The following is an 18,613-nucleotide window of genomic DNA, read 5'->3' as shown; positions in this document are numbered from 1 at the left end:
GGCGACGCACCCCGGACGGAGATGCTTGACTTGGCGTTGCCGCGCCGTATAATGCGCACTTCCTTGAAGTTGTGTGCAGTTCCGGCTTTGATGAAGGCGCGTAGCTCAGCTGGTTAGAGCACCACCTTGACATGGTGGGGGTCGTTGGTTCGAGTCCAATCGCGCCTACCAAGCGTATCGCCAGTGCCAGCAGGGCGCCGGGCAGACGTCCTTGGGAGAGCAGGCCAGTAGTTGCAGAGAACATGATCAAGCCGCCCGCGGGCGGTTTTTTTGTTGATGCACCTCCCTGCGACTGGTGATGACTTGCGGCTATGCCATCGACGCGCAATGCGATAACATGGCTCGACAGTGGCGAGAGCCCGGAGGGCGGTGGACCTCACCTGAGCACCTTGTCGGGACCTGCTGGCATGAGCCAGACCAACCCGCTCAAGCCACTTCCCAGTGGTCGGTGGCCCGCCAAAAAAAGTGAAGGAGTGAGAAATATGGATAAGCCCGGCGAACGAGTTGACACTGAGACCGAGGCCACCCTGCTGTCGGCCTCACCGGAGCAGTACATGTCTGCAGGCCAGTTGGCTTTCTTTCGCCGACGGCTACTCGCGGAAGAGCAGGCCCTTCTCTCGGCAGTAAAGACGACCGCAGGCCACCTGCAGGAGAGTGAAACGAGTTCCGACTGGAACGATCGTGCCAGCGCGGAAGAGGAGCACACCCTGGAGCTGCGCGTTCGGGATCGCGAGAGGAAGCTCCTGCAGAAAATCCGCGAAGCAGTGAAGCGCATCGATGACGGTAACTATGGTTGGTGCGAGGAAACCGGCGAACCGATCGGCATCGCCCGACTGCTGGCGCGGCCAACGGCGGCCCTGTGCCTCGAAGCGCAGGAACGTCGCGAACAGGTAAAGCGCCGCTTTGGTTGATGAATGGCGACCGAGGCGTCGGCTGTGGTCTTTGCGGATGACCTGCCGCGAACCGGTTGCGTGCCCGGCGACGCGTCGCCTGATCGCAGACTGACTGGTGCCGGCTTATGCTGATGGCTGACGCGGTGCCTCACGGAGAACTCGGAAGAACAAGATGAAGGCGCGCAAGCACATGTCCGCGCCGGGCGACCGGACTACAGCGCGTCAACAGGTATCGGCAACGGTGCTGTTCGCCGATATTTGCGGCAGTACCCGGTTGTTCGAAGAGTATGGCAACTGGCAGGCAAGGCAGATCGAGAGCCGCATCCTCGAATTGCTCAAGGCCGCGACCGCCGAGTTTGGCGGTACCGTGATCAAGACCATCGGCGATGAAATCATGAGCCGCTTTCCGGATGCCGAGCGGGCGATGAACGCTGCCTCTGAGATGCACACGGCGATCAAGGACGATTCGTACCTGATGGAATTCAGCATTTCCATCAAGATCGGTCTGCAGCACGGGCCCGTACTCGTCGAGCAGGACGACCTGTTCGGTGACGCAGTCAATGTGGCCGCCCGCATGGTTGCGCTGGCCAAGGCTGACCAGATCATCACCACCCGCGAGACGGTCAGCCAGTTGCCGGACGACCTTGAACAGATGACTCGTAGTCTTGGCCGCTCGTGGGTGCGCGGCAAACAGGATGAGATGGAGATCGTCGAAGTACTCTGGCAGGAACCCTCCAGCCTGACCCAGGTCGTTAGTACGGAACAGCAGGAAGAATTGCGCAGCCTCCTGGTCGCCCGGCTGATCCTCGTCTATCGCGGCGCAACCTTCGAAGTAATGCCGAGTTCCCGGATGTTTACCCTCGGACGTGGAGAGAAGAACAATCTGGTGGTAGACAACGACCGGGTGTCCCGCAGTCATGCCGACATCCAGTTCCGCCAGGGCAAGTTTATCCTCGCTGACGGCAGCACCAACGGAACCTATCTATTACTGGACAACGGTGCCCGCTTCTTTGTGCAACGGGAGGAGTTCACTCTGCACGATCGGGGAATCATCTGCCTGGGACAGGCGGTCGCCAACAACTCTCCTGACCTGATCCGCTATGAGTGCATTCAGGCCTGACCACTGTGTACCACCTGGCTACGTTCCAGAAGATCGTCAGCACCCAGCGACATCTGGCCTCGAAAAGCCGTCCGGTCGCTTTGCCAGTTCCGCCCTCCGATTCCGGCTCGATCGCCCCTTGCTTGCCCGGCGAAATTCGCTATAATGCGCAGCTTGCACAGCGCGAAGGAAGATCGCTCAGCCAAGAGCCGAGCGCCCTACCGCCAAGACCTGTGTGCAGCAACACGGAGTGGTAGTTCAGTTGGTTAGAATACCGGCCTGTCACGCCGGGGGTCGCGGGTTCGAGTCCCGTCCACTCCGCCAGCATCCATAGCAGAAAGCCCAGCCATGACTGGGCTTTCCTGTTTCTGGATCGTCACCTGACGCTGGCCGCGAGGCGACACCTCCCCGCCAGCAGCCTCTGCGCAACCGCCCGCCGCTGTAGTGACAGCCGATCTTGCTGACGCAATTGCTCTCCACCTTCTGCGCGTGTTTGTTCTATAATCATTGGCTTGCAGTCTCACCATTCGACCAGGTGATCCCACGCAGCGGGGATGAACTGGCGCCCACCCGAGAACGAGAACAGGATGTACGGATGACGCCACGAATCGCGTTTGCAGTTGCATTTGCTTTGGCCTGTGTTGCTGCTTCGGCTGACGACGTAGCGAACCAGGGTGTTCCTTTCCCCAATGTCGGTCTTGCCAAGACCGACAGCATCAATTCGGCCCAGCAGCTCGCAAGCGATGGTGCCTTGCCGGTCGTCGAACTCGTCGCGCCCGTACGGCTCGCCGAGACCATCGATCTGACCTCCGAGCCCGAGGAGTTGTTCCAGCGCATGCGGCAGGGCTTCTCGATGCCCAACATCAACAATGCGCTGGTCCTGCATCACCAGCAGTGGTATCTCAACCACCCGGAGTCCCTGCGCCGCATGGTCGAGCGCAGCAGTCGCTACCTGCATCACATTGTCGAGGAAATCGAGAAGCGTGGCATGCCGATGGAGCTTGCCCTTTTGCCCATGGTCGAAAGCGCCTACAACCCGACGGCCTACTCGCGCAGTCATGCTTCCGGCCTCTGGCAGTTCGTGCCGGCGACCGGCAAGCAATACAAGCTCGAACAGAACTGGTGGGTCGACGAGCGGCGCGACATCGTCGCCTCGACCGCAGCCGCCCTCGAATACCTGCAATACATCTACGATCTGCACGGCGACTGGCACCTCGCGCTTGCCTCCTACAACTGGGGCGAAGGCGCTGTCGGGCGAGCGATCAACAAGAACAAAGCCAATGGTCTGCCAACCGACTACCTGAGCCTGACGATGCCCGAGGAAACTCGGCATTACGTCCCCAAGCTGCAGGCCCTGAAGAACGTCTTCAGCAACCCGAACATTCTTGCCACCCTCAATATCCGCGGTGTTCCCAATCGACCCTATTTCGCGACAGTCACCAAAACAGCCAATATCGACGTGACGCTCGCCGCCAGGCTTGCAGAAATGCCTGTCAAGGAGTTCGTTGCCCTGAACCCGGCGCACAATCGCCCGGTCATCAAGTCCGAAACGCCGATGGTCATCCCGGCGCACAAGGTGGATACCTTCATCAGCAATCTTGAGGCTCACGAGGAGAGCGAAAAGCCGCTCTCCTCGTGGCAGGCCTATACGCTGCGTCCGGGCGAAAAGCTCGAAGAGGTTGCCCCGCGCTTCGGCATGACGGTCGCCAACCTGAAGGCCGTCAATGGCATCAGCGGCAGGATCAGGATGTCTCCCGGGCTCACCCTGCTGGTCGCGGGCCAGGAGGGGGCAGATCCAGCCGACGTCGCCGGACTGCCGGAGCCAAGACTCGTGGCCGAACAACCGCGGCTGCCGCAGGTGGTAGAGCCAGCGCCGGTCGCGACCGCTCACACGCACACGGTACAGAAGGGCGAAACGCTGCTCAAGGTAGCGCAGCGTTACGGCATGACGCTGACGGAGCTGAAACAAATCAACAAGCTGCGCGCCGAGCGAGCGACAGCCGGCACCAGGCTGACCGTAGCGACACCCGAGCCAGCCGTCAAACCGGCACCTGCCGGACAACGCACAACCCTTGCCAGGAGCGAGGACGGCAAGCAGGCGTCGCCACGTAGCGACGCGACAGCCATCGCGGTCACGCGCAGCCACGCCGTACGCAAGGGCGAAACGCTTTCAGAGATTGCCAGCCGATACGACATGACACTGGCCGAGCTGAAGCAGATCAACAAGCTGCGAGTCAACCAGGTCAACGCCGGTACCAGACTGGCAGTCGCAGCGCCGGAGCCAGTCAGCAAGCCACTGGCAGGCAAGTCACGCAGCGAGATGGCTGAGGTCGAAAGCCGGCAAGACAAGGCAGTCAGGAGCGGCCGTCAGGACGTGGCCAGGGTCGACGTCAAGACGGCGGAGAAAGCCGCCAACAAGGCCCGCGACGCGTCAGAGCAGACCCGGCCGGGCAGCAAGAAACAGACGAAGCTGGCGCAATACACGATTCGTCGTGGCGATACGCTGGTTTCGATCGCCAAACAGTTCCGGGTCGAGAAGGACGATATCCTGCGCTGGAATCGCATCCAGAGCAACGATCTCAAGCCTGGACAGCGGCTGACCATCCAGCTCGTACAGAATAGCTTCTAGTCTGGAGGGTTTCCCGGCCACAACTGACGCCGCCGAAAGGCGGCGTTCTGCTGCCGACCGTTACCAGGTGAAGCTAGCGGTAGAGGTGGCAGTTCACCGCATGCGTGGTTGATACGGCAGTCGTCTCGGGATAGCGCTCGCGACAAACGGCGCTGGCTTGCCGGCAGCGGGGATGAAAATGGCAACCAGTCGGCGGCCTTGGCCGGCGACGGCATCTCACCCGGCAAGTGAATGAACTCCGGCTGCGCATCCAGACGCGGGCTCGGCACGGCCGACAGCAGGGCGCGGGTGTAGGGGTGCTGCGGCGAACGCAGGACCTCATCGACCGTCCCCGTTCGACGATGCGGCCGAGGTACATCACCGCCACCTCGTGCGCGAGATGATCGACGACGGCGAAGTTGTGGGTGATGAACAGGTAGGCGAGGCCGAGATCGGCCTGCAGCGTCGCCAGCAGATTGAGAATCTGCGCCTGCACCGACACGTCGAGCGCCGAGGTCGGCTCGTCGCAGATCACCAGGTCGGGCTGCACGGCGAGCGCGCGGGCAATCGCGATGCGCTGCCGCTGACCCGCCGGAGAACTCGTGCGGATAGCGCCCGGCGCCTCCGGAGCCAGTCCCACCTGTTCCAGAACGGCGGCGATCGCCCCGTTACCCTGCCCCGTCGCATCAAACCCGAGCGCGCTCATGCCCTCGCCGATGATCTCGCCGACCGAAAGCCGCGGATTAAGCGAAGCGAAGGGGTCCTGGAAGATCATCTGCATGCGCCGACGCAGCGGCCGCTGGGCGCGGCGCGACTGGGCGCCGAGTTCCTGCCCGAGCAACTGCACGCTGCCGCCACTGGCCGGGATCAGTTGCAGGATCGCCTTGCCGACCGTCGTCTTGCCGCAACCCGACTCGCCGACCAGCGCCAGCGTGCGGCCCGCGCCAGTTCGAGCGAGACGCCATCGACCGCTCGCACGTAGCCAACGGTGCGCTGCAGGAGGCCGCGCCGGATCGGGAAATGCACGCGCAGATCCTCGACCGCAAGCAGCGCAGGCGCTTGCCCGCCGACAGCGCTGCGGCAGCGACCACAGCCGCGCCGATACCCCGCGCCCCGCGCCCTCCTGGCCATCGAGATGGCAGCGCAGGCGATGCCCGACTGCCACCTGCCGCCAGGCCGGCGCCTGTTGACGACACAGATCCCAGGCGTGCGGGCAACGCGCCGCGAAGCGACAGCCGCCGGGCATCTCTGACAGCGGTGGCACCTGCCCGGGAATCGTCTCCAGCCGCCGCCGCGGCGCGCCAGATCGGGCAAGGCGGCGAACAGCTTCTGCGTATACGGGTGGCGCGGCGATGAAAAGAAGGCTTCGCGTGGCGCTTCCTCGACGATCTCGCCGGCGTACATGACACCGACGCGGGTCGCCATCTGGGCGACGACGCCGAGGTCGTGGGTGATCAGCAGCATGCCCATCGCCCGATCGGCCTGCAAGCGACGCAGCAGGTCGAGGATCTGCGCCTGGATGGTGACGTCGAGCGCCGTCGTCGGCTCGTCGGCGATCAGCAGGCGCGGATTGCCGGCCAGCGCGACGGCGATCATCACCCGCTGCTTCATGCCGCCGGAAAGCTGGAAGGGATATTCGCCAAGCCGGCGTTCCGGGTCGGCAATGCCGACCGCCGTCAGCAGTTCGAGCGAACGTTCGCGCGCCGCCTGCCCGGCAAGCCCGAGGTGGCGTTCGAGCACCTCGCCCAGCTGGTGACCGACGGTCAGCACCGGGTTGAGGCTGGTCGCCGGCTCCTGAAAAATCATCGCCATGCCGCCGCCGCGAACGCCGCGCATCTCGGCTTCGGCAAGCACAGCAGATCGCGTCCCTCGAATGACACTTCGCCGCCGGGATCCGCCCGGCAGCCGGCAGCAGGCGCAGCAGCGCCAGCGCCGTCGCCGACTTGCCGCAACCCGACTCGCCGAGCAGCGCCAGCGTCTCGCCGGCGGCGACCTCGAAAGCCGATGCCGTCGACCGCCGGCAGCAGCGAGCGCCCGCTGACAAAAGCGATGCGCAAATCGCGCACGCACGAGCAACACGTTTGCTCGCTCAAGCTGGCCTCCCGGCTCATGCCGACCCCGCCAGACGGGGATCGAAAGCGTCGCGCACGGCATCGGCGAGCAGGTTCGCTGCCAGCACCAGCGTGAACATGAAAACGAAGGCCGCCGCCAGCGACCACCAGACCATCGGTTCGCGGGCCAGCTCCAGGCGGGCATTGTTGATCATCGTGCCGAAGCTGATCATCGTCGGATCGACGCCGATGCCGACGTAGGACAGCACCGCTTCGGCGAGCACCAGGCTCGAAAAGTCCATCACCAGCGCGATGATCACGATGTGCATCAGGTTGGGCAGGATGTGGCGCGCGATGATGCGCAGGTCGGAGACGCCGAAGGCCTGCGCCGCCTGGATGTACTCCAGTTCGCGCAGCTTCAGCGTCTCGCCGCGCAGCAGCCGGCACAGCCCGGTCCAGCTGGTCACCCCGAGGATGAAGCACAGCGCCAGCAGGCGCAGGTCGGCGCGCTCGGCGGCGGTCGCGAACCACTGCGGATGGGTGTCGATCACCACCTGCATCATCAGCACGGCGGCGGCGATCAGCAGCACGCCGGGAATCGAGCTGAGCGTCGTGTACAGGTACTGGATCAGGTCATCGACCCAGCCGCGGAAGTAGCCGGCGACGACGCCGAGCAAAATCGACAGCGGCAACATCACCAGCGTCGTCACCAGCCCGATGACCAGCGCCGTGCGCACGCTCTTGAGCACCTGATAGAGCACGTCCTGGCCGACCTTGTCGGTGCCGAAGACATGGTAATCGACCGCCAGCAGCGCCAGCGGCAGGCCGAGCAGCAGCAGCCCGGCGATCGCCGCGAGCACCGCATTCCACGCAAAATCACTCTCGTTGCGCCAGATGCGCCGCCAGGCCTCGCCGTGCGAGCAGCCGGCGCCGCGCGCCAGAGCGGCCGCCGTCGCGACCGCCAGCGCCCACCAGACGAGCAGCGCAATGCCCGTGGCGCGCAGGACGCGTTCGCCGATGTCGGCATCGCGCCGTGCCTCGTCGGCGCCGAGATGCGCGCCGCCATATTTCAGGCGCGGGTAGTCGCGGCTCTGTCGAAGCTGCCATCGGCATCGCGCACCTCGATCGATTCCTTGGCGTGCGCACGCGTCGCCAGCGGTTCCGAATAGGTCTTTTCGTTGCGCGTGCGCAGCGGCTCAGGATGCCGTCGAGCAGCGACAACACTTCGACCGCGTAAACGGCCGGCTGCTGTTCGCTGCCGGCGGCGCCCTGCCCGGCAGTGTTTCGAGGCGCGGGCGATAGTGGAGCGAATCGAGCAGGCCGACGACGACGAAGGCGATCAACACGTCGCCGACGCCATCCCCGCCCGGCTGCGGCCCACCCGCCGCCACGCCGCGCGCAGCAGCGGCTTGCGCGCCGACAGCACGCCGAGCGCGATGGCACCGACCAGCAGCAGCCAGATCAGCACATCGGACCAGAGGATGACGGGCAGGAAAGGCATCAGTTGAAACGAATCCGCGGGTCGACGAAGGTGTAGGAAAGATCGGTGAGGATCAGTCCGACGATGTAGAGTACCGAGCCGATGAACACCATCGCGCGGACGACGGCAAAGTCCTGCGCGTTGATCGCGTCGATCGTGTAGCTGCCCAGCCCCGGGATGCCGAAGAACGATTCGGTCAGCAGCGAGCCCATGAAGAGCAGCGGGATGACGACCACGACGCCGGTCAGGATCGGAATCATCGCGTTGCGCAGGACGTGCCGGAAGAGCACGGTCACCTCGGACAGCCCCTTGGCACGCGCGGTGCGCACATAGTCCTTGGAGATTTCCTCGAGGAAGATGGTGCGATACCAGCGGGTCGACGAACCGATGCCGGAAACGACGCCGATCAGCACCGGCAGGATGAGGAACTTCCAGGCGTCGAGGCCGCCGCCGTAACCCGAGATCGGCACCAGCTTCCAGATCTTGCTGACCAGATACTGGCCGCCGATGATGTAGAAAAGGCCCGAGATCGACATCATCGCCACGCAGAGGACGACGCCCCAGAAATCGAGATAGCTGGCGCGGAAAAAGGTCAGCAGCAGGGCAAACGAGACGGTCACCAGCAGGCCGAGGATGAAGGTCGGCAGGGCGATGGCCAGCGACGGCCCCATCCGGGTGGTGATCTCGCGGGCGATGTCGCGACCGTCCTCGGCCGCCCGAAATCGCCGGCGAACATGCGCGCCGACTTGGTGAAGAAAATGGTGTCGGTGAATACGCGCTGCCGGAAGCCGCCGGTTGATGAACAGCGGCTTGTCGTAGCCGCGTTCGGCCTTCCAGCGCTCGATCGCTTCCGGCGTCACGCGCTTGACGCCCAGCTGCATGCGCGCCATGTCGTCGGGCGTGTTGACCACGAAGAACAGCGCGAAAGGTGATCAGGTTGACGCCGATCAGGATCGGCAGGGCGTAGAGCAGGCGGCGGACGAGATAGCGAGCATGGTGGGCGAATATACCTCAAGCCGTGGCGCTGCGGCGCGCTCGGCAGTGGCGGCTGCGGCGCGATCGGATCGCGCGCATCAGCGGGCCGTGCTGCGCTCGCGACGGCGATAGCGCGATCGCCGCCGGCAGCAGGACAGCCCCCAGGACCACGGTCGCCGCTGCCAGCGGCCAGAGCACCGGTCGATTCCATTCCTGCCGCAAACGCTCCCGCTCGGCGACGTCGACACGCTGATACTTGAGGATGTTGTTGCCGACATCGGTCGGCTTGCGGTTGTGCAGCCAGACATGGCCCAGCGTGTAGCTCTTCGGGTGAAAGCCGTAGATCCACGGCGCATCGTGCTGCAGCAGCGCGATCGCCTGGCGGATGATCGCCAGCCGCTCGCCGCGCGCGGACCGTCGCTCTCCATGTTCTTCATCTGCTCGAACAGGCGGTCGAACTGTGGATTGGCGTAGTTGGAGGCGTTCTCGCCGCCTTTGCGACCTTGCCCTCCGGACCGGCGAGCAGGAAGAGGAAGTTCTCCGGATCGGGATAATCGGCATTCCAGCCCAGGTAATAGAGCTGCACCGCCCCCTTGCGCACCTTCTCCTGGAAGCGGTTGAAGTCGGTCGAGCGCACCACGAGCTGGATGTCGAGCTTGGCGAACTGCCGCGTCAGCCAGTCGAGTCGCGACTTTTCGCCCATGCCGCCGGTGGTCGTGTCGAGATTCAGGACCAGCGGCTCGCCGGTCGTGGCATGGCGACCATTCGGCCAGCCGGCTTCGGCGAGCAGCTTCTTCGCCACCGCCAGCGGCTTGCGCCGCGGCCGCCCGTCGACCCAGTCGTAGACCACCGGGTTGCTGCCCTCCTTGCCTTCGAGATAGCCGAAGATCCCGGGCGGCAGCGGACTGGTCGCCGCGATGCCGCGGCCGTTCATGAAGATCGAGATGAACTCCTCCTGGTCGATGGCGATCGACAGCGCCTGCCGCAGCTTCGTCGGCTGCTCGCCAGGCCACCGACGACCGGGTCGAGCATGTTGAAGCCCATGTAGAAGATCGACGCGCGCACGCTGGTCAGCAGGCGGATCCCCTTGTCGCGCATCTCGTCGGTCAACTGCACGTCGCCGCCGACGCCGAGGCGCACCGCCTGGTCGAAGCTGTCGGAGGAAATCCCGGAGGCATCGTAGTAGCCCTGCAGGAACTTGTTCCAGTAGGGAATGCTCTCCTTCTCGCGCGAAAAGATCGCCTGCTCGATGAACGGCAGCGGCTTGCCGCAGTCGGCCAGCAGGCCCGCCGCCTGGTCTTCGGGCTCGCCCTGGCAGGGATAGGTCTCGCCGTGGAAGTTCGGGTTGCGTTCGAGCACCATGCGGCTGTTGGGATCGTTCTGCGTCAGCATGAACGGGCCGGTGCCCACCGGATACCAGTCGAGCGTCAGGTTCTTCTCGGCCATCCCGGGCTGATGGTAGAAACGGTCGACCTCGCGCGGCACCGGCGCGAAGAAAGGCATCGCCAGCCAATAGACGAACTGCGGATACTTGCCGCGCAGCCTGATGCGATAGGTGTAGCGATCGACGCGCTGACGCCGGCCAGCGCAAAGCGATCGAGATCCAGCCAGGCGCCGGACGGCAGCGCCTGGCCTCTGCCTGCAGGCAGCGCCGAGCTCGCGCAGGCCGACGATGCGCTCGGCCATCATGCTGAAGATCGGCGAATGCAGGCGCGGATGCGCCAGTCGCTTGATCTGGTAGATGTAGTCGTCGGCGACAGTTCGCGCGTGCCGGTTTGCGGGAAATCGGCAATCTTCTCGATCCCGCGCAGTTGTCGCGATCGAGATCCCGATACAGCGGCTGGCCGGCGGCATCGCGGCAAAGGCCGGATGCGGCTGATAGCGGATGCCCGGGCGAATGCGAATCTCGTAGACGCTGTGCGCGATCGCCGCCGGGCGCATCGGCCGGCAGCTCGCGGCCCGCGGTCGTCGTAATAGCGCGGCACCGGCACGGCCTCGCTGGTCAGCGGAATCAGCGTGTACGGGCGCTTCAGGTAGTGGTACTGCAGCGGCGGCTCGTAGATCTGCGCCGTGAAGGTGATTTCGTCCTCGGTGTAGGACTGCACCGGGTCGAGATGCTTGGGGCGATCGGTGAACGCCGAATAGAGGATGTTCCGGCCGCGCTCGGCGCGCGGATAGGGATCGTTCTGCTCGCTGCCAGGCAGCAGGAGAGCAGGAGCAGCAACAAAGGACGACGAAGGCGCGAACGGAAAACTGGCATGGGACGGCAGTGTAGCGCGAAGTCCGCTCGATTTGGTCCGCCGGCGCAACCGGGGCCGCGGCCGGTGCCCGACTCTCGACGACGATCGCCGGCGAGCGGGTGGAATCCTTTATAATCGCGTGGTCAAGCTGATCCAGAACAAGAACCTGCCAACAAGCCAATTTCAGTTACCGGAGAACCCATGGGATTCCTCGCCGACAAGCGTATTTTGATCACCGGCGTGCTGTCGAAGCACTCGATCGCCTACGGCATCGCCAGGGCCTGCCACCGGGAAGGCGCGCAACTGGCTTTCACCTATCAGAACGAGCGCTTCAAGGATCGCCTCGCCAAGTTCGCCAAGGAATTCGACAGCACCCTGGTCTTTCCCTGTGACGTCGCCGAGGACGCCGAGATCGAACAGTTGTTCGCCGACCTCGGCCAGCACTGGGAAGGCCTCGACGGGCTGGTGCATTCGATCGCCTACGCCCCCGGCGAAGCGATCGAAGGCGATTTTCTCGACGGCATCACCCGCGACGCCTTCCGCATCGCGCATGACGTCTCGTCCTACAGCTACCCGGCGCTGGCCAAGGCCGCCCGGCCGCTGCTGCTGAAGGCCGCAACCCCGCCCTGCTCGCGCTCTCCTACCTCGGCGCCGAACGCACCCTGCCCAACTACAACACCATGGGCCTCGCCAAAGCCAGCCTCGAAGCCGCCACCCGCTATCTCGCCTTCTGCCTCGGTCCGCAGGGATCCGCGCCAACGCCATCTCGGCCGGCCCGATCAAGACCCTGGCCGCTTCCGGCATCGGCAACTTCTCGCGCCTGCTCGCCTACAACGCGCACAACGCACCGCTGCGCCGCAACATCACCATCGACGAAGTCGGCAACGCCGCCGCCTTCATGCTCTCCGATCTCGCCAGCGGCATCACCGGCGAGATCATGTACGTCGATGGCGGACTGAACACCACGGCGCTCGGGAATCCGGAACCGCTGCCGGCCTGAATCAGGCCGAGCATCAGGATGCCATTGAGCGCCTCGAGCGGGCCGAGGAGTTTCCGGTCGTTGCTCATGACCACGTCGCCATAGCCCAGCGACGTGAAATTGACGCCCGAGTGGTAGACCGCCTCGATGGAAGTCAGTGAACTCTCCGAGCCACAAGAACAGGGCGCCCCACAGCATGATCTGCAGAAAATTGCCGAGCATCATGATCACCATCGCCATCAGCAGCGGGTACCCGTGAGCAGTGCCCTGCCGGTGCCGGTTCGTCCGCGTGGCGCACCACGTAGCGGACGCTCCAGAAGGTGAACATCACCTGCACGATCAGGCACATCATCATCGTCAGCAAGCCGATTGCCAGGTTAATCAGGATCATGCCGCTCATCCTCCTTCAGCCGTGGTGGAAGAACAGGCCTCGCTTCTCGACGCGCGCCAGCGCTCGAGCAGCCAGACCGTCGCCCAGGCATAGAGCGCGACGCCGACGAACAGGCCGACACGAACGGCGGACGCCGCCAGTACACCCGTGCCGCTGGCGCTGTCCTCGATCGCCGGCCCGAGCAGGATCAGCATGGTCATCAGCGCATTGTTCCAGAACACGGGCGAGAAGCCGTGCGCCTGACCCCGAAGAGCCGTGCGCCGGCCCACAGGGCGGCCGCCATCATCCACAGCATCAGCATCCACAGGTTCGGCCACAGCGACAGGCCGAACCAGACGACCAGGGCCATCCCGCCCCCATCAGCGTCGATCCCACCAGTTCCTTGCCGGCCGAGCGGGTGTCGGTCGAACCCGCCTGCTGCCCAGAGACACGGTCTTCATGATCGCCGCCAGATAGAACGAGGGGTCGGTCAGCGCCAGGACGAACACCGGCATCACCACCAGCGTGCCGCGCAGCGCGATCCAGCTCGCCGTCTCGCGGCTGGGGGTGGTGGCCTTGGCTGCCTTCGCGGCCGCACCGGGCGCGTCGGGAAAGAAGGCGTGCGAAAGGCTGCCGACCAGGCTGCCAACGGCGATCCCGGCGGCGATCGTCACGCTGATCGACGGTCACCAGCGCCTGCTCGGCCACCCCGGCGACCGGGATCAGCGTGAAGGCCACGACCAGAATCATGGTCAGCGGGTTGCCGGTGCGGATGCCGAAGAAGAACAGCGCGTAAAGGATCGCGCCGGTCAGCAGACCGCCGGCCAGCGCGTAGTTTTCCAGCAGGGGGACCATCAGCACCCCCATCACCAGCAGGCCGGCGAGCAGCAGGGCAATGGCCGCCACCTTGAGCCGGCGGGATCGGCGGGCCCGGCTTGCACAGCACCATCATGGCCATCAGGCAGACCACGTGCGGCATCTGCAGCGCGAACCCGTAGGCGACCAGCACGGCCAGGCCGAGGCCGACCGCCAGCCGCAGAACCGCCTTGTCCGCCGGAGCGATCATCGGTCGCTCAGTAGAGGTAGGAGAGCAGGCTCATCAGCCGGATGTAGGCCGCGCCGAGCAGGTTCATGACGGAAGTTGTCGCCGGTGAAGACCATCACCTCGGCCTGGCCGCCGATGCGTACCTTGCCCAGACGCTTGGCTTCCGCAGCATCGAACTCGATCGCCACCGGGAAGCGCTGCGCCTGGCGCAGCCAGTCGCGGCTGTTCTCGATCGTCGGCAGCGTTCCCGGCGGCGCCTGCTGGCCGGAGCTGACGCCGCTGCCGACACTGCGCACGCGGCCCTTGAGCACTTCGCCGGGCAGCACGTCGAGGACGATCGCCACTTCGTCGCCGGGGTCGATATTGCCGAGGTTGTTCTCGGTCATGTCGGCGCTGATCCACAGGTCGTGGATGGCGATCAGCGTCATCGCCGGCGCCCTGCCTGGGCGAAATGGCCGACTTCGGTGCGCAGGTCGGTGACGACGGCCGCGGCCGGGGGCGACCACCTTCGTGCGCGCCAGGTCGAGCTCGGCCTTCTCGATCGCCGCGCGCGCGCTGCGCAACTGCGCGTTGTTGTCACCGCTCTCGCCGGCGGCTTCCTGCGCCTTGCGCAGGTCGGCCTCGGCGGCCTTTGCCCGGCTGCGCGCCTCGACCCCTGTCGCCTGCGCGACCTCCAGTCGGCGCACCGATATCGCGCCGGGATCCTCGGCGTAGAGCGCCTCCTGCCGCGTCGCATCCTTTTCGGCCTTGACGTGATTGGCCTGCGCCGCCTGCAGCGAGGCGCGCGCCGCCTCACGGTCGCCACCGAGGCATTGACTGAGCTGCGCACCGATTCGAAGTCCGAGCGGCTGCGTTGCAGTGCGATCCGGTATTGCTCCGGGTCGATGTCGAACAGCGGCTTGCCCGCGCCCCACGTCGTCGTTGTTCCTGACGTGCACCGCGAGCACCTTGCCCGCCACCTCGGCGGCCACCGGCACGACGAAGGCCTGCACCCGCGCCTGCGAGGTGTACGGCGTCAGCCGATCGGCGGCAAAATACCAGAGCAGGCTGCCGCCGATCAGCGCCAGCACGACCGTCGCGCCGATCCGGCTTGCCTTGCCCGGCTTGCGGCGCTTCGCTGCCGGCTACGGTCGACGGGTCCTGGCTGGGCGATTCCTGGCTCATCGTGCTTCCCTCTCTGGTGTGATCTGTGGCGGACCGGCATCGGGTGGCGGCAGAGGCACTGCCAGCATGTCCCGCCAGTCGCTGCGCTCGGCCATCGTCTCGCGCGTCGCGTCGTCGACCAGCGGCCGGCCGCGCGCCTGCTGCCAGCCACCGCCCATCGCCTTGTACAGCGTGACCAGGCTCTGTGCGACATTGCCCATGGTGTTGACCAGCCGCTCCTGCTGGCTGAACAGCGCGCGCTGCGAATCGAGCACGCGCTCGAAGCCGGCCATCCCCTCGCGGTACTGGAGGGTGGCGATAGCGAGCGAACGCCGCGCCGCCTTGACCGCCTCCTCGAGCAGGGGCACCTGGTCGCGGTTGGCGACGAAGCCGACGGCGGCGTCATCGACCTCGCGCGCCGCCGCGAGCACCGTCCCCTGGTACTGCTCGTAGAGCTGCTGGAAGCGGGCGTCCTGGACCAGCACCTCGTTGCTCAGGCGGCCGTGGTCGAAGACGTTCCAGACCAGGCTCGGGCCGATCGCCCAGTCGAACTGTCCGCGGCGCCCCGGACAGCGACGTGGCCGAGACGCCGAGCGAGCCGAGCAGCGCAATCGACGGGTAGAGGTCGGCGACGCTGACGCCGATCAGCGCCGACTGCGCCGCCAGTTGCATCTCGGCTGCGCGCACGTCAGGGCGGCGGCGCAGCATCTCGGCCGGCATGTCGGCGACGACTGCGAGTTCGGTCCGCGGAATGCGTTCCCGGCCTGCCGCCATTTCCGGCAGCGGTCCCGGCGGGCGGGCGAGCAGCACGGAGAGCGCGTTCTGCGTCTGGCGCAGGCTGCCCTCGAGTCTGCGGGATGGAGGCAAGCGTGCTCAGGTACTGCGACTTCGCCTGCTGCACGTCGAGTTCGGAGTCGTTGCCGTGCTTGAACAGCCGTTCGGTGATCTCCAGGCTGCGCTTCTGCAGCGCGGCGTTCTCGTGGGCGATCGTCAGGCGCAACTCGAGGGTGCGGATCGACGCATAGAGAGGCCGTCCTGCGCTGCCATCAGCACCTGCATGTCGTCGTACTGGGCGATGCTGGCGAAGTAGCGGCGTCGGCGGCCTCGATGCTGCGCCGGAACTTGCCCCAGAAATCGATTTCCCAGCCGACGCCGAAGCCGATGTTGTACGCCGTCAGCGCGCTGTCCGGCCCGCTGCTCGCCTCGGTTCCCGTGCGCAGTACCTTGCCGGTCACCTGCTGCTGCTGCGGATAGAGCAGGCTGCCGGCGATCGCCAGTTGCGCGCGCGCCTCCATGATGCGCATGCCGGCTGTGCGCACGTTCGGGTTGGCGCGCTGCGCCTCGGCGACCAGCGCGTCGAGTACCGGGTCGTCGAAATTGCGCCACCATTCCTCGGTCTGCGGCCGCGGACTGCCGCGCTTTTCCGCTGCCAGCGTCGTCAGCGAGCCGCCCGACCAGTCAGCCAGCCAAGGCACCTCGGGCCGCTTGAAGTCCGGCCCGACCGCGGCGCAGCCGCCGAGCAACAGCGCCGCGGCGAGGAAGGAAGGCGCGGCCGGGCGCCGGCGAAGCACGCCGCATCGGCTCAGGCGGTGGTGGAGGAGGAATCGGCAGCGGCCGGTTGCCGCGCCGTTCCGGGTTGTCAGCGACCCAGCGCATGAAGATCTGGTAGCCCAGCGCCAGCAAGCTCGGCGCCGATGAACATGCCGAGGATGCCGGTCGGTCGCCATGCCGCCGAGCGCGCCGATCAGGATCACCGGCATCGGCGCATCGACGCCGCGGCCGAGCATCAGCGGCTTCAGGACGTTGTCGGCCATGCCGGCGACGAACAGCAGACACGGAGTAGGCGGCAGCGGGGTCGGTACCGTAGTCGCCGCTCGTCCAGATCCAGCCGATCACCGGCAGCGTGACGATGGCGCTGGCAACTGCGCGATGCCGAGCACGAGGACGACCACGCGCCAGCACGCCGGCGAACGGGACGCCGGCGATCATCAGCGAGACGCCGATGATCAGCGCCTGGATGCAGGCGATGCCGATGACGCCCGAGGCGACGGCACGCACCGTCGCCGTCGACAGCTGGTGAACTCCTTGCCGCGGGCCAGCCCGGCGATACGTTCGAAGATCGCCTGCATGGCCTTGGCGCCCGATTCGCCGAAGGCCATCATGATGCCGGCGACGATGAACGAGAACATGAACATCAGCAGGCCGCCGCCGAGGCCGGCGACGATGCCCAGTGCCTTGGTCGCCAGTTCGCCGATCTTGGGCTGCATGTTCTTGACCAGTGCCGGCAGGTCGTTGTGCGCCTGCGACCAGAACGCATGCACCTTCTTGCCGACCACCGGCCAGGCAGCGACCTTGTCGGACGGCGCCGGCACCTGAGCGTGTTGTCGCGCACCCCGTTGACCACGTCATGCACCGAGTCGCCGAACTGGCTGGCCAGCATGACGGTCGGCGTGACGATCACGGCGACGGCGAGCAGCACGATCAGCGTCGACGCGAGCCCCTGCTTGCCGCCGATCCGCCCGGCGAGCATCTGGTGCAGCGGATAGAGGGTGATCGCCAGGATCAGCGCCCACAGCATCATCGTCAGGAACGGCGAGAAGATGTGGTAGCACAGCAGCACGAGCGCCAGCACCAGGCCGGCGCGGATGAAGACGTCGAGCAGGCGGCGCGACAGGCGGTCTTCCAGTTCGTGATCGGGTTCGCGGGGGGAATCATCGGGGATCTCCTTCTTCAAGTTCAATAAAGTAACCATCCCCCGGCTTTGCCGGGGGATGGTTACCTTCGTCGACGCCACTCAGCAGGCCCTGCTGCGCGCGCTCCAACGTCCCAACGTCCCGAATTCAACATCCGCGGCATCCGCCGTGCCGACCTTGTCCCCTTCTTGCGTCAGATTTCCCCGGCCGGCATCACCCGCCAGCTTTGGCGCCTGCGCCAGTTCGGTCTCTTCAAGACGGTCGTTCATGGCTATCGCTACTACCTTACCCGCCTTGGCCGCTCTACCATCGCCGCCGCTTGTCGAATCACTCAACAAAGCATCGTCCCGGCACTCGCCTACGCTACCCCGTGACATAATCTGCTCACGAAATGTGAAGACCTGAGTCATAAGAGACTAGGCTTTTCCCAAGACTACGCTTGGGAAAAGAGGTTCTCCTTCGGAGAACAGCCGAAAACTGAGTGGTCGGGATGGTGTGATGCCATGGCGTCCGTATGCGCATTGGATGACCAGCTGACGACTCTACGGTCAGGGGTAGCTCAGGGCGAACAGCCGTTCTCACGCCGGGTGAGAGGGAAAGAATCCGTTGGCGCTACAGCGGTCAAAGGATGAACGGGATTTTCCGGTGTGCGCGGAGGCTCCTCCGATGAAACAACCCGATGACCTGTCGGCGTATTACGAGGAACTTCTCGAAGGGCCGTTATGACTGCGTCGACCGCATCGTGCTCAACGGCTACTTTCCGCTTGGCCAGCAAGGTGGCGCTTTCCGTACCTGGTGGCGAGCACTGACCGGATCGGACGCCACTCGGGATGCGGACCACCTGATGCAAATGGCTGGCCGTTTCAGCCGCCGGGTTCATGCCTGGGCGAGGGAACACGGGCATTCCCCTGATCCATTGCCCGCCCGATCAGCGCAAGCACGAGTTGGCCGAGAAATACCTGCCTGTGGATCCGCAGTTTCGCGGTCTATTTCTGATCCTCGTCGCCAAGGCGCCCGCCCTGGTCTGGGAGGTAACG

General features: G+C 65.5%; 10 protein-coding genes, 2 tRNA genes and 9 pseudogenes. 7 read left to right on the top strand and 14 right to left on the bottom strand.

Annotated elements, in window-relative coordinates; translation table 11 throughout:
- The first annotated feature begins 94 nt into the window (after window positions 1–94).
- The 5 genes from V5B44_RS25645 to V5B44_RS25625 all read left to right on the top strand — a co-directional run bounded on the left by V5B44_RS25645 (window position 95) and on the right by V5B44_RS25625 (window position 4,621).
- Window positions 95–171: transfer RNA gene (locus V5B44_RS25645), tRNA-Val, on the top strand.
- A gap of 311 nt (window positions 172–482) precedes the next feature.
- Window positions 483–911: an RNA polymerase-binding protein DksA gene (gene dksA / locus V5B44_RS25640; RefSeq protein WP_332362111.1), complete on the top strand. Its 429-nt coding sequence runs from the start codon at window positions 483–485 to the stop codon at window positions 909–911.
- A 154-nt stretch (window positions 912–1,065) separates the two neighbouring features.
- The gene (locus V5B44_RS25635) at window positions 1,066–2,013 is read left to right on the top strand and encodes an adenylate/guanylate cyclase domain-containing protein (RefSeq protein WP_332362109.1); all 948 of its coding nucleotides are present in this window, start codon (window positions 1,066–1,068) and stop codon (window positions 2,011–2,013) included.
- Between the two features lie 226 nt (window positions 2,014–2,239).
- Window positions 2,240–2,316: transfer RNA gene (locus tag V5B44_RS25630), tRNA-Asp, on the top strand.
- Window positions 2,317–2,587: 271 nt separating this feature from the next.
- Window positions 2,588–4,621, top strand: a complete 2,034-nt coding sequence (locus tag V5B44_RS25625; RefSeq protein ID WP_332362107.1) for a LysM peptidoglycan-binding domain-containing protein — start codon at window positions 2,588–2,590, stop codon at window positions 4,619–4,621.
- Here V5B44_RS25625 and V5B44_RS25620 read toward each other — a convergent pair.
- The 7 genes and pseudogenes from V5B44_RS25620 to V5B44_RS25590 all read right to left on the bottom strand — a co-directional run bounded on the left by V5B44_RS25620 (window position 4,618) and on the right by V5B44_RS25590 (window position 11,047).
- On the bottom strand, window positions 4,618–4,899 hold the full coding sequence (locus tag V5B44_RS25620) for a hypothetical protein (RefSeq protein ID WP_332362201.1): 282 nt from the start codon (window positions 4,897–4,899) through the stop codon (window positions 4,618–4,620). The genes V5B44_RS25625 and V5B44_RS25620 overlap by 4 nt on opposite strands.
- Window positions 4,900–5,171: 272 nt before the next feature.
- Window positions 5,172–6,461: pseudogene (locus tag V5B44_RS25615) on the bottom strand (oligopeptide/dipeptide ABC transporter ATP-binding protein); the annotation flags it as partial.
- Between the two features lie 75 nt (window positions 6,462–6,536).
- Window positions 6,537–6,644, bottom strand: a pseudogene (locus V5B44_RS25610) (hypothetical protein); the annotation flags it as partial.
- Window positions 6,645–6,707: 63 nt separating this feature from the next.
- Window positions 6,708–8,152 (bottom strand): annotated as a pseudogene (locus V5B44_RS25605) (ABC transporter permease).
- Window positions 8,152–9,139, bottom strand: a pseudogene (locus V5B44_RS25600) (ABC transporter permease). Before V5B44_RS25600 ends, V5B44_RS25605 begins: the two co-directional pseudogenes overlap by 1 nt.
- A 400-nt stretch (window positions 9,140–9,539) precedes the next feature.
- Window positions 9,540–10,040 carry an ABC transporter substrate-binding protein gene (locus V5B44_RS25595; protein WP_332362105.1) on the bottom strand — a complete coding sequence of 167 codons (501 nt, stop codon included), beginning with the start codon at window positions 10,038–10,040 and terminating at the stop codon, window positions 9,540–9,542.
- Window positions 10,037–11,047, bottom strand: a complete 1,011-nt coding sequence (locus tag V5B44_RS25590) for an ABC transporter substrate-binding protein (protein ID WP_332362103.1) — start codon at window positions 11,045–11,047, stop codon at window positions 10,037–10,039. Before V5B44_RS25590 ends, V5B44_RS25595 begins: the two co-directional genes overlap by 4 nt.
- Before the next feature lie 500 nt (window positions 11,048–11,547).
- Here V5B44_RS25590 and fabI point away from each other — a divergent pair.
- Window positions 11,548–12,346 (top strand): annotated as a pseudogene (fabI, locus tag V5B44_RS25585) (enoyl-ACP reductase FabI).
- 62 nt (window positions 12,347–12,408) lie between these two features.
- On the opposite strand, the pseudogene V5B44_RS25580 reads toward fabI, so the two are convergent.
- From V5B44_RS25580 to V5B44_RS26935, 7 genes and pseudogenes are all read right to left on the bottom strand, one after another.
- A pseudogene (locus V5B44_RS25580) lies at window positions 12,409–12,474 on the bottom strand (two pore domain potassium channel family protein); the annotation flags it as partial.
- 5 nt (window positions 12,475–12,479) lie between these two features.
- Entirely contained in the window at window positions 12,480–12,716 is a 237-nt protein-coding gene (locus V5B44_RS25575; protein WP_332362101.1) for a hypothetical protein, read from the bottom strand.
- Between the two features lie 5 nt (window positions 12,717–12,721).
- Window positions 12,722–12,916: a hypothetical protein gene (locus tag V5B44_RS25570; protein WP_332362099.1), complete on the bottom strand. Its 195-nt coding sequence runs from the start codon at window positions 12,914–12,916 to the stop codon at window positions 12,722–12,724.
- Between the two features lie 94 nt (window positions 12,917–13,010).
- Window positions 13,011–13,601, bottom strand: coding sequence for a hypothetical protein (locus V5B44_RS25565; protein WP_332362097.1), 591 nt, complete (start codon window positions 13,599–13,601; stop codon window positions 13,011–13,013).
- A gap of 167 nt (window positions 13,602–13,768) precedes the next feature.
- A pseudogene (locus V5B44_RS25560) lies at window positions 13,769–14,904 on the bottom strand (HlyD family secretion protein).
- Window positions 14,901–16,454 (bottom strand): annotated as a pseudogene (locus tag V5B44_RS25555) (efflux transporter outer membrane subunit). The pseudogenes V5B44_RS25560 and V5B44_RS25555 overlap by 4 nt, the downstream one beginning before the upstream one ends.
- 67 nt (window positions 16,455–16,521) lie before the next feature.
- Window positions 16,522–17,635: pseudogene (locus tag V5B44_RS26935) on the bottom strand (AI-2E family transporter); the annotation flags it as partial.
- A gap of 129 nt (window positions 17,636–17,764) precedes the next feature.
- Here V5B44_RS26935 and V5B44_RS25535 point away from each other — a divergent pair.
- Window positions 17,765–17,950 (top strand): hypothetical protein, encoded by a 186-nt coding sequence (locus V5B44_RS25535; protein WP_332362095.1) that lies wholly within the window; start codon window positions 17,765–17,767, stop codon window positions 17,948–17,950.
- Window positions 17,951–18,613: the final 663 nt, after the last annotated feature.

It is taken from the genome of Candidatus Accumulibacter necessarius, from assembly GCF_036625085.1.
This window is presented reverse-complemented; position numbering and strand designations above follow the sequence as displayed.

Excerpts from the sequence above, each read along its gene's own strand:
- V5B44_RS25575 (WP_332362101.1), bottom strand. The coding sequence starts at position 12,716 with ATGATCCTGATTAACCTGGCAATCGGCTTGCTGACGATGATGATGTGC.
- V5B44_RS25590 (WP_332362103.1), bottom strand. The coding sequence starts at position 11,047 with ATGCGCCCGGCGGCGATCGCGCACAGCGTCTACGAGATTCGCATTCGC.
- V5B44_RS25625 (WP_332362107.1), top strand. The coding sequence starts at position 2,588 with ATGACGCCACGAATCGCGTTTGCAGTTGCATTTGCTTTGGCCTGTGTT.
- V5B44_RS25570 (WP_332362099.1), bottom strand. The coding sequence starts at position 12,916 with ATGACCATGCTGATCCTGCTCGGGCCGGCGATCGAGGACAGCGCCAGC.
- dksA (WP_332362111.1), top strand. The coding sequence starts at position 483 with ATGGATAAGCCCGGCGAACGAGTTGACACTGAGACCGAGGCCACCCTG.
- V5B44_RS25595 (WP_332362105.1), bottom strand. The coding sequence starts at position 10,040 with ATGAACGGCCGCGGCATCGCGGCGACCAGTCCGCTGCCGCCCGGGATC.
- V5B44_RS25635 (WP_332362109.1), top strand. The coding sequence starts at position 1,066 with ATGAAGGCGCGCAAGCACATGTCCGCGCCGGGCGACCGGACTACAGCG.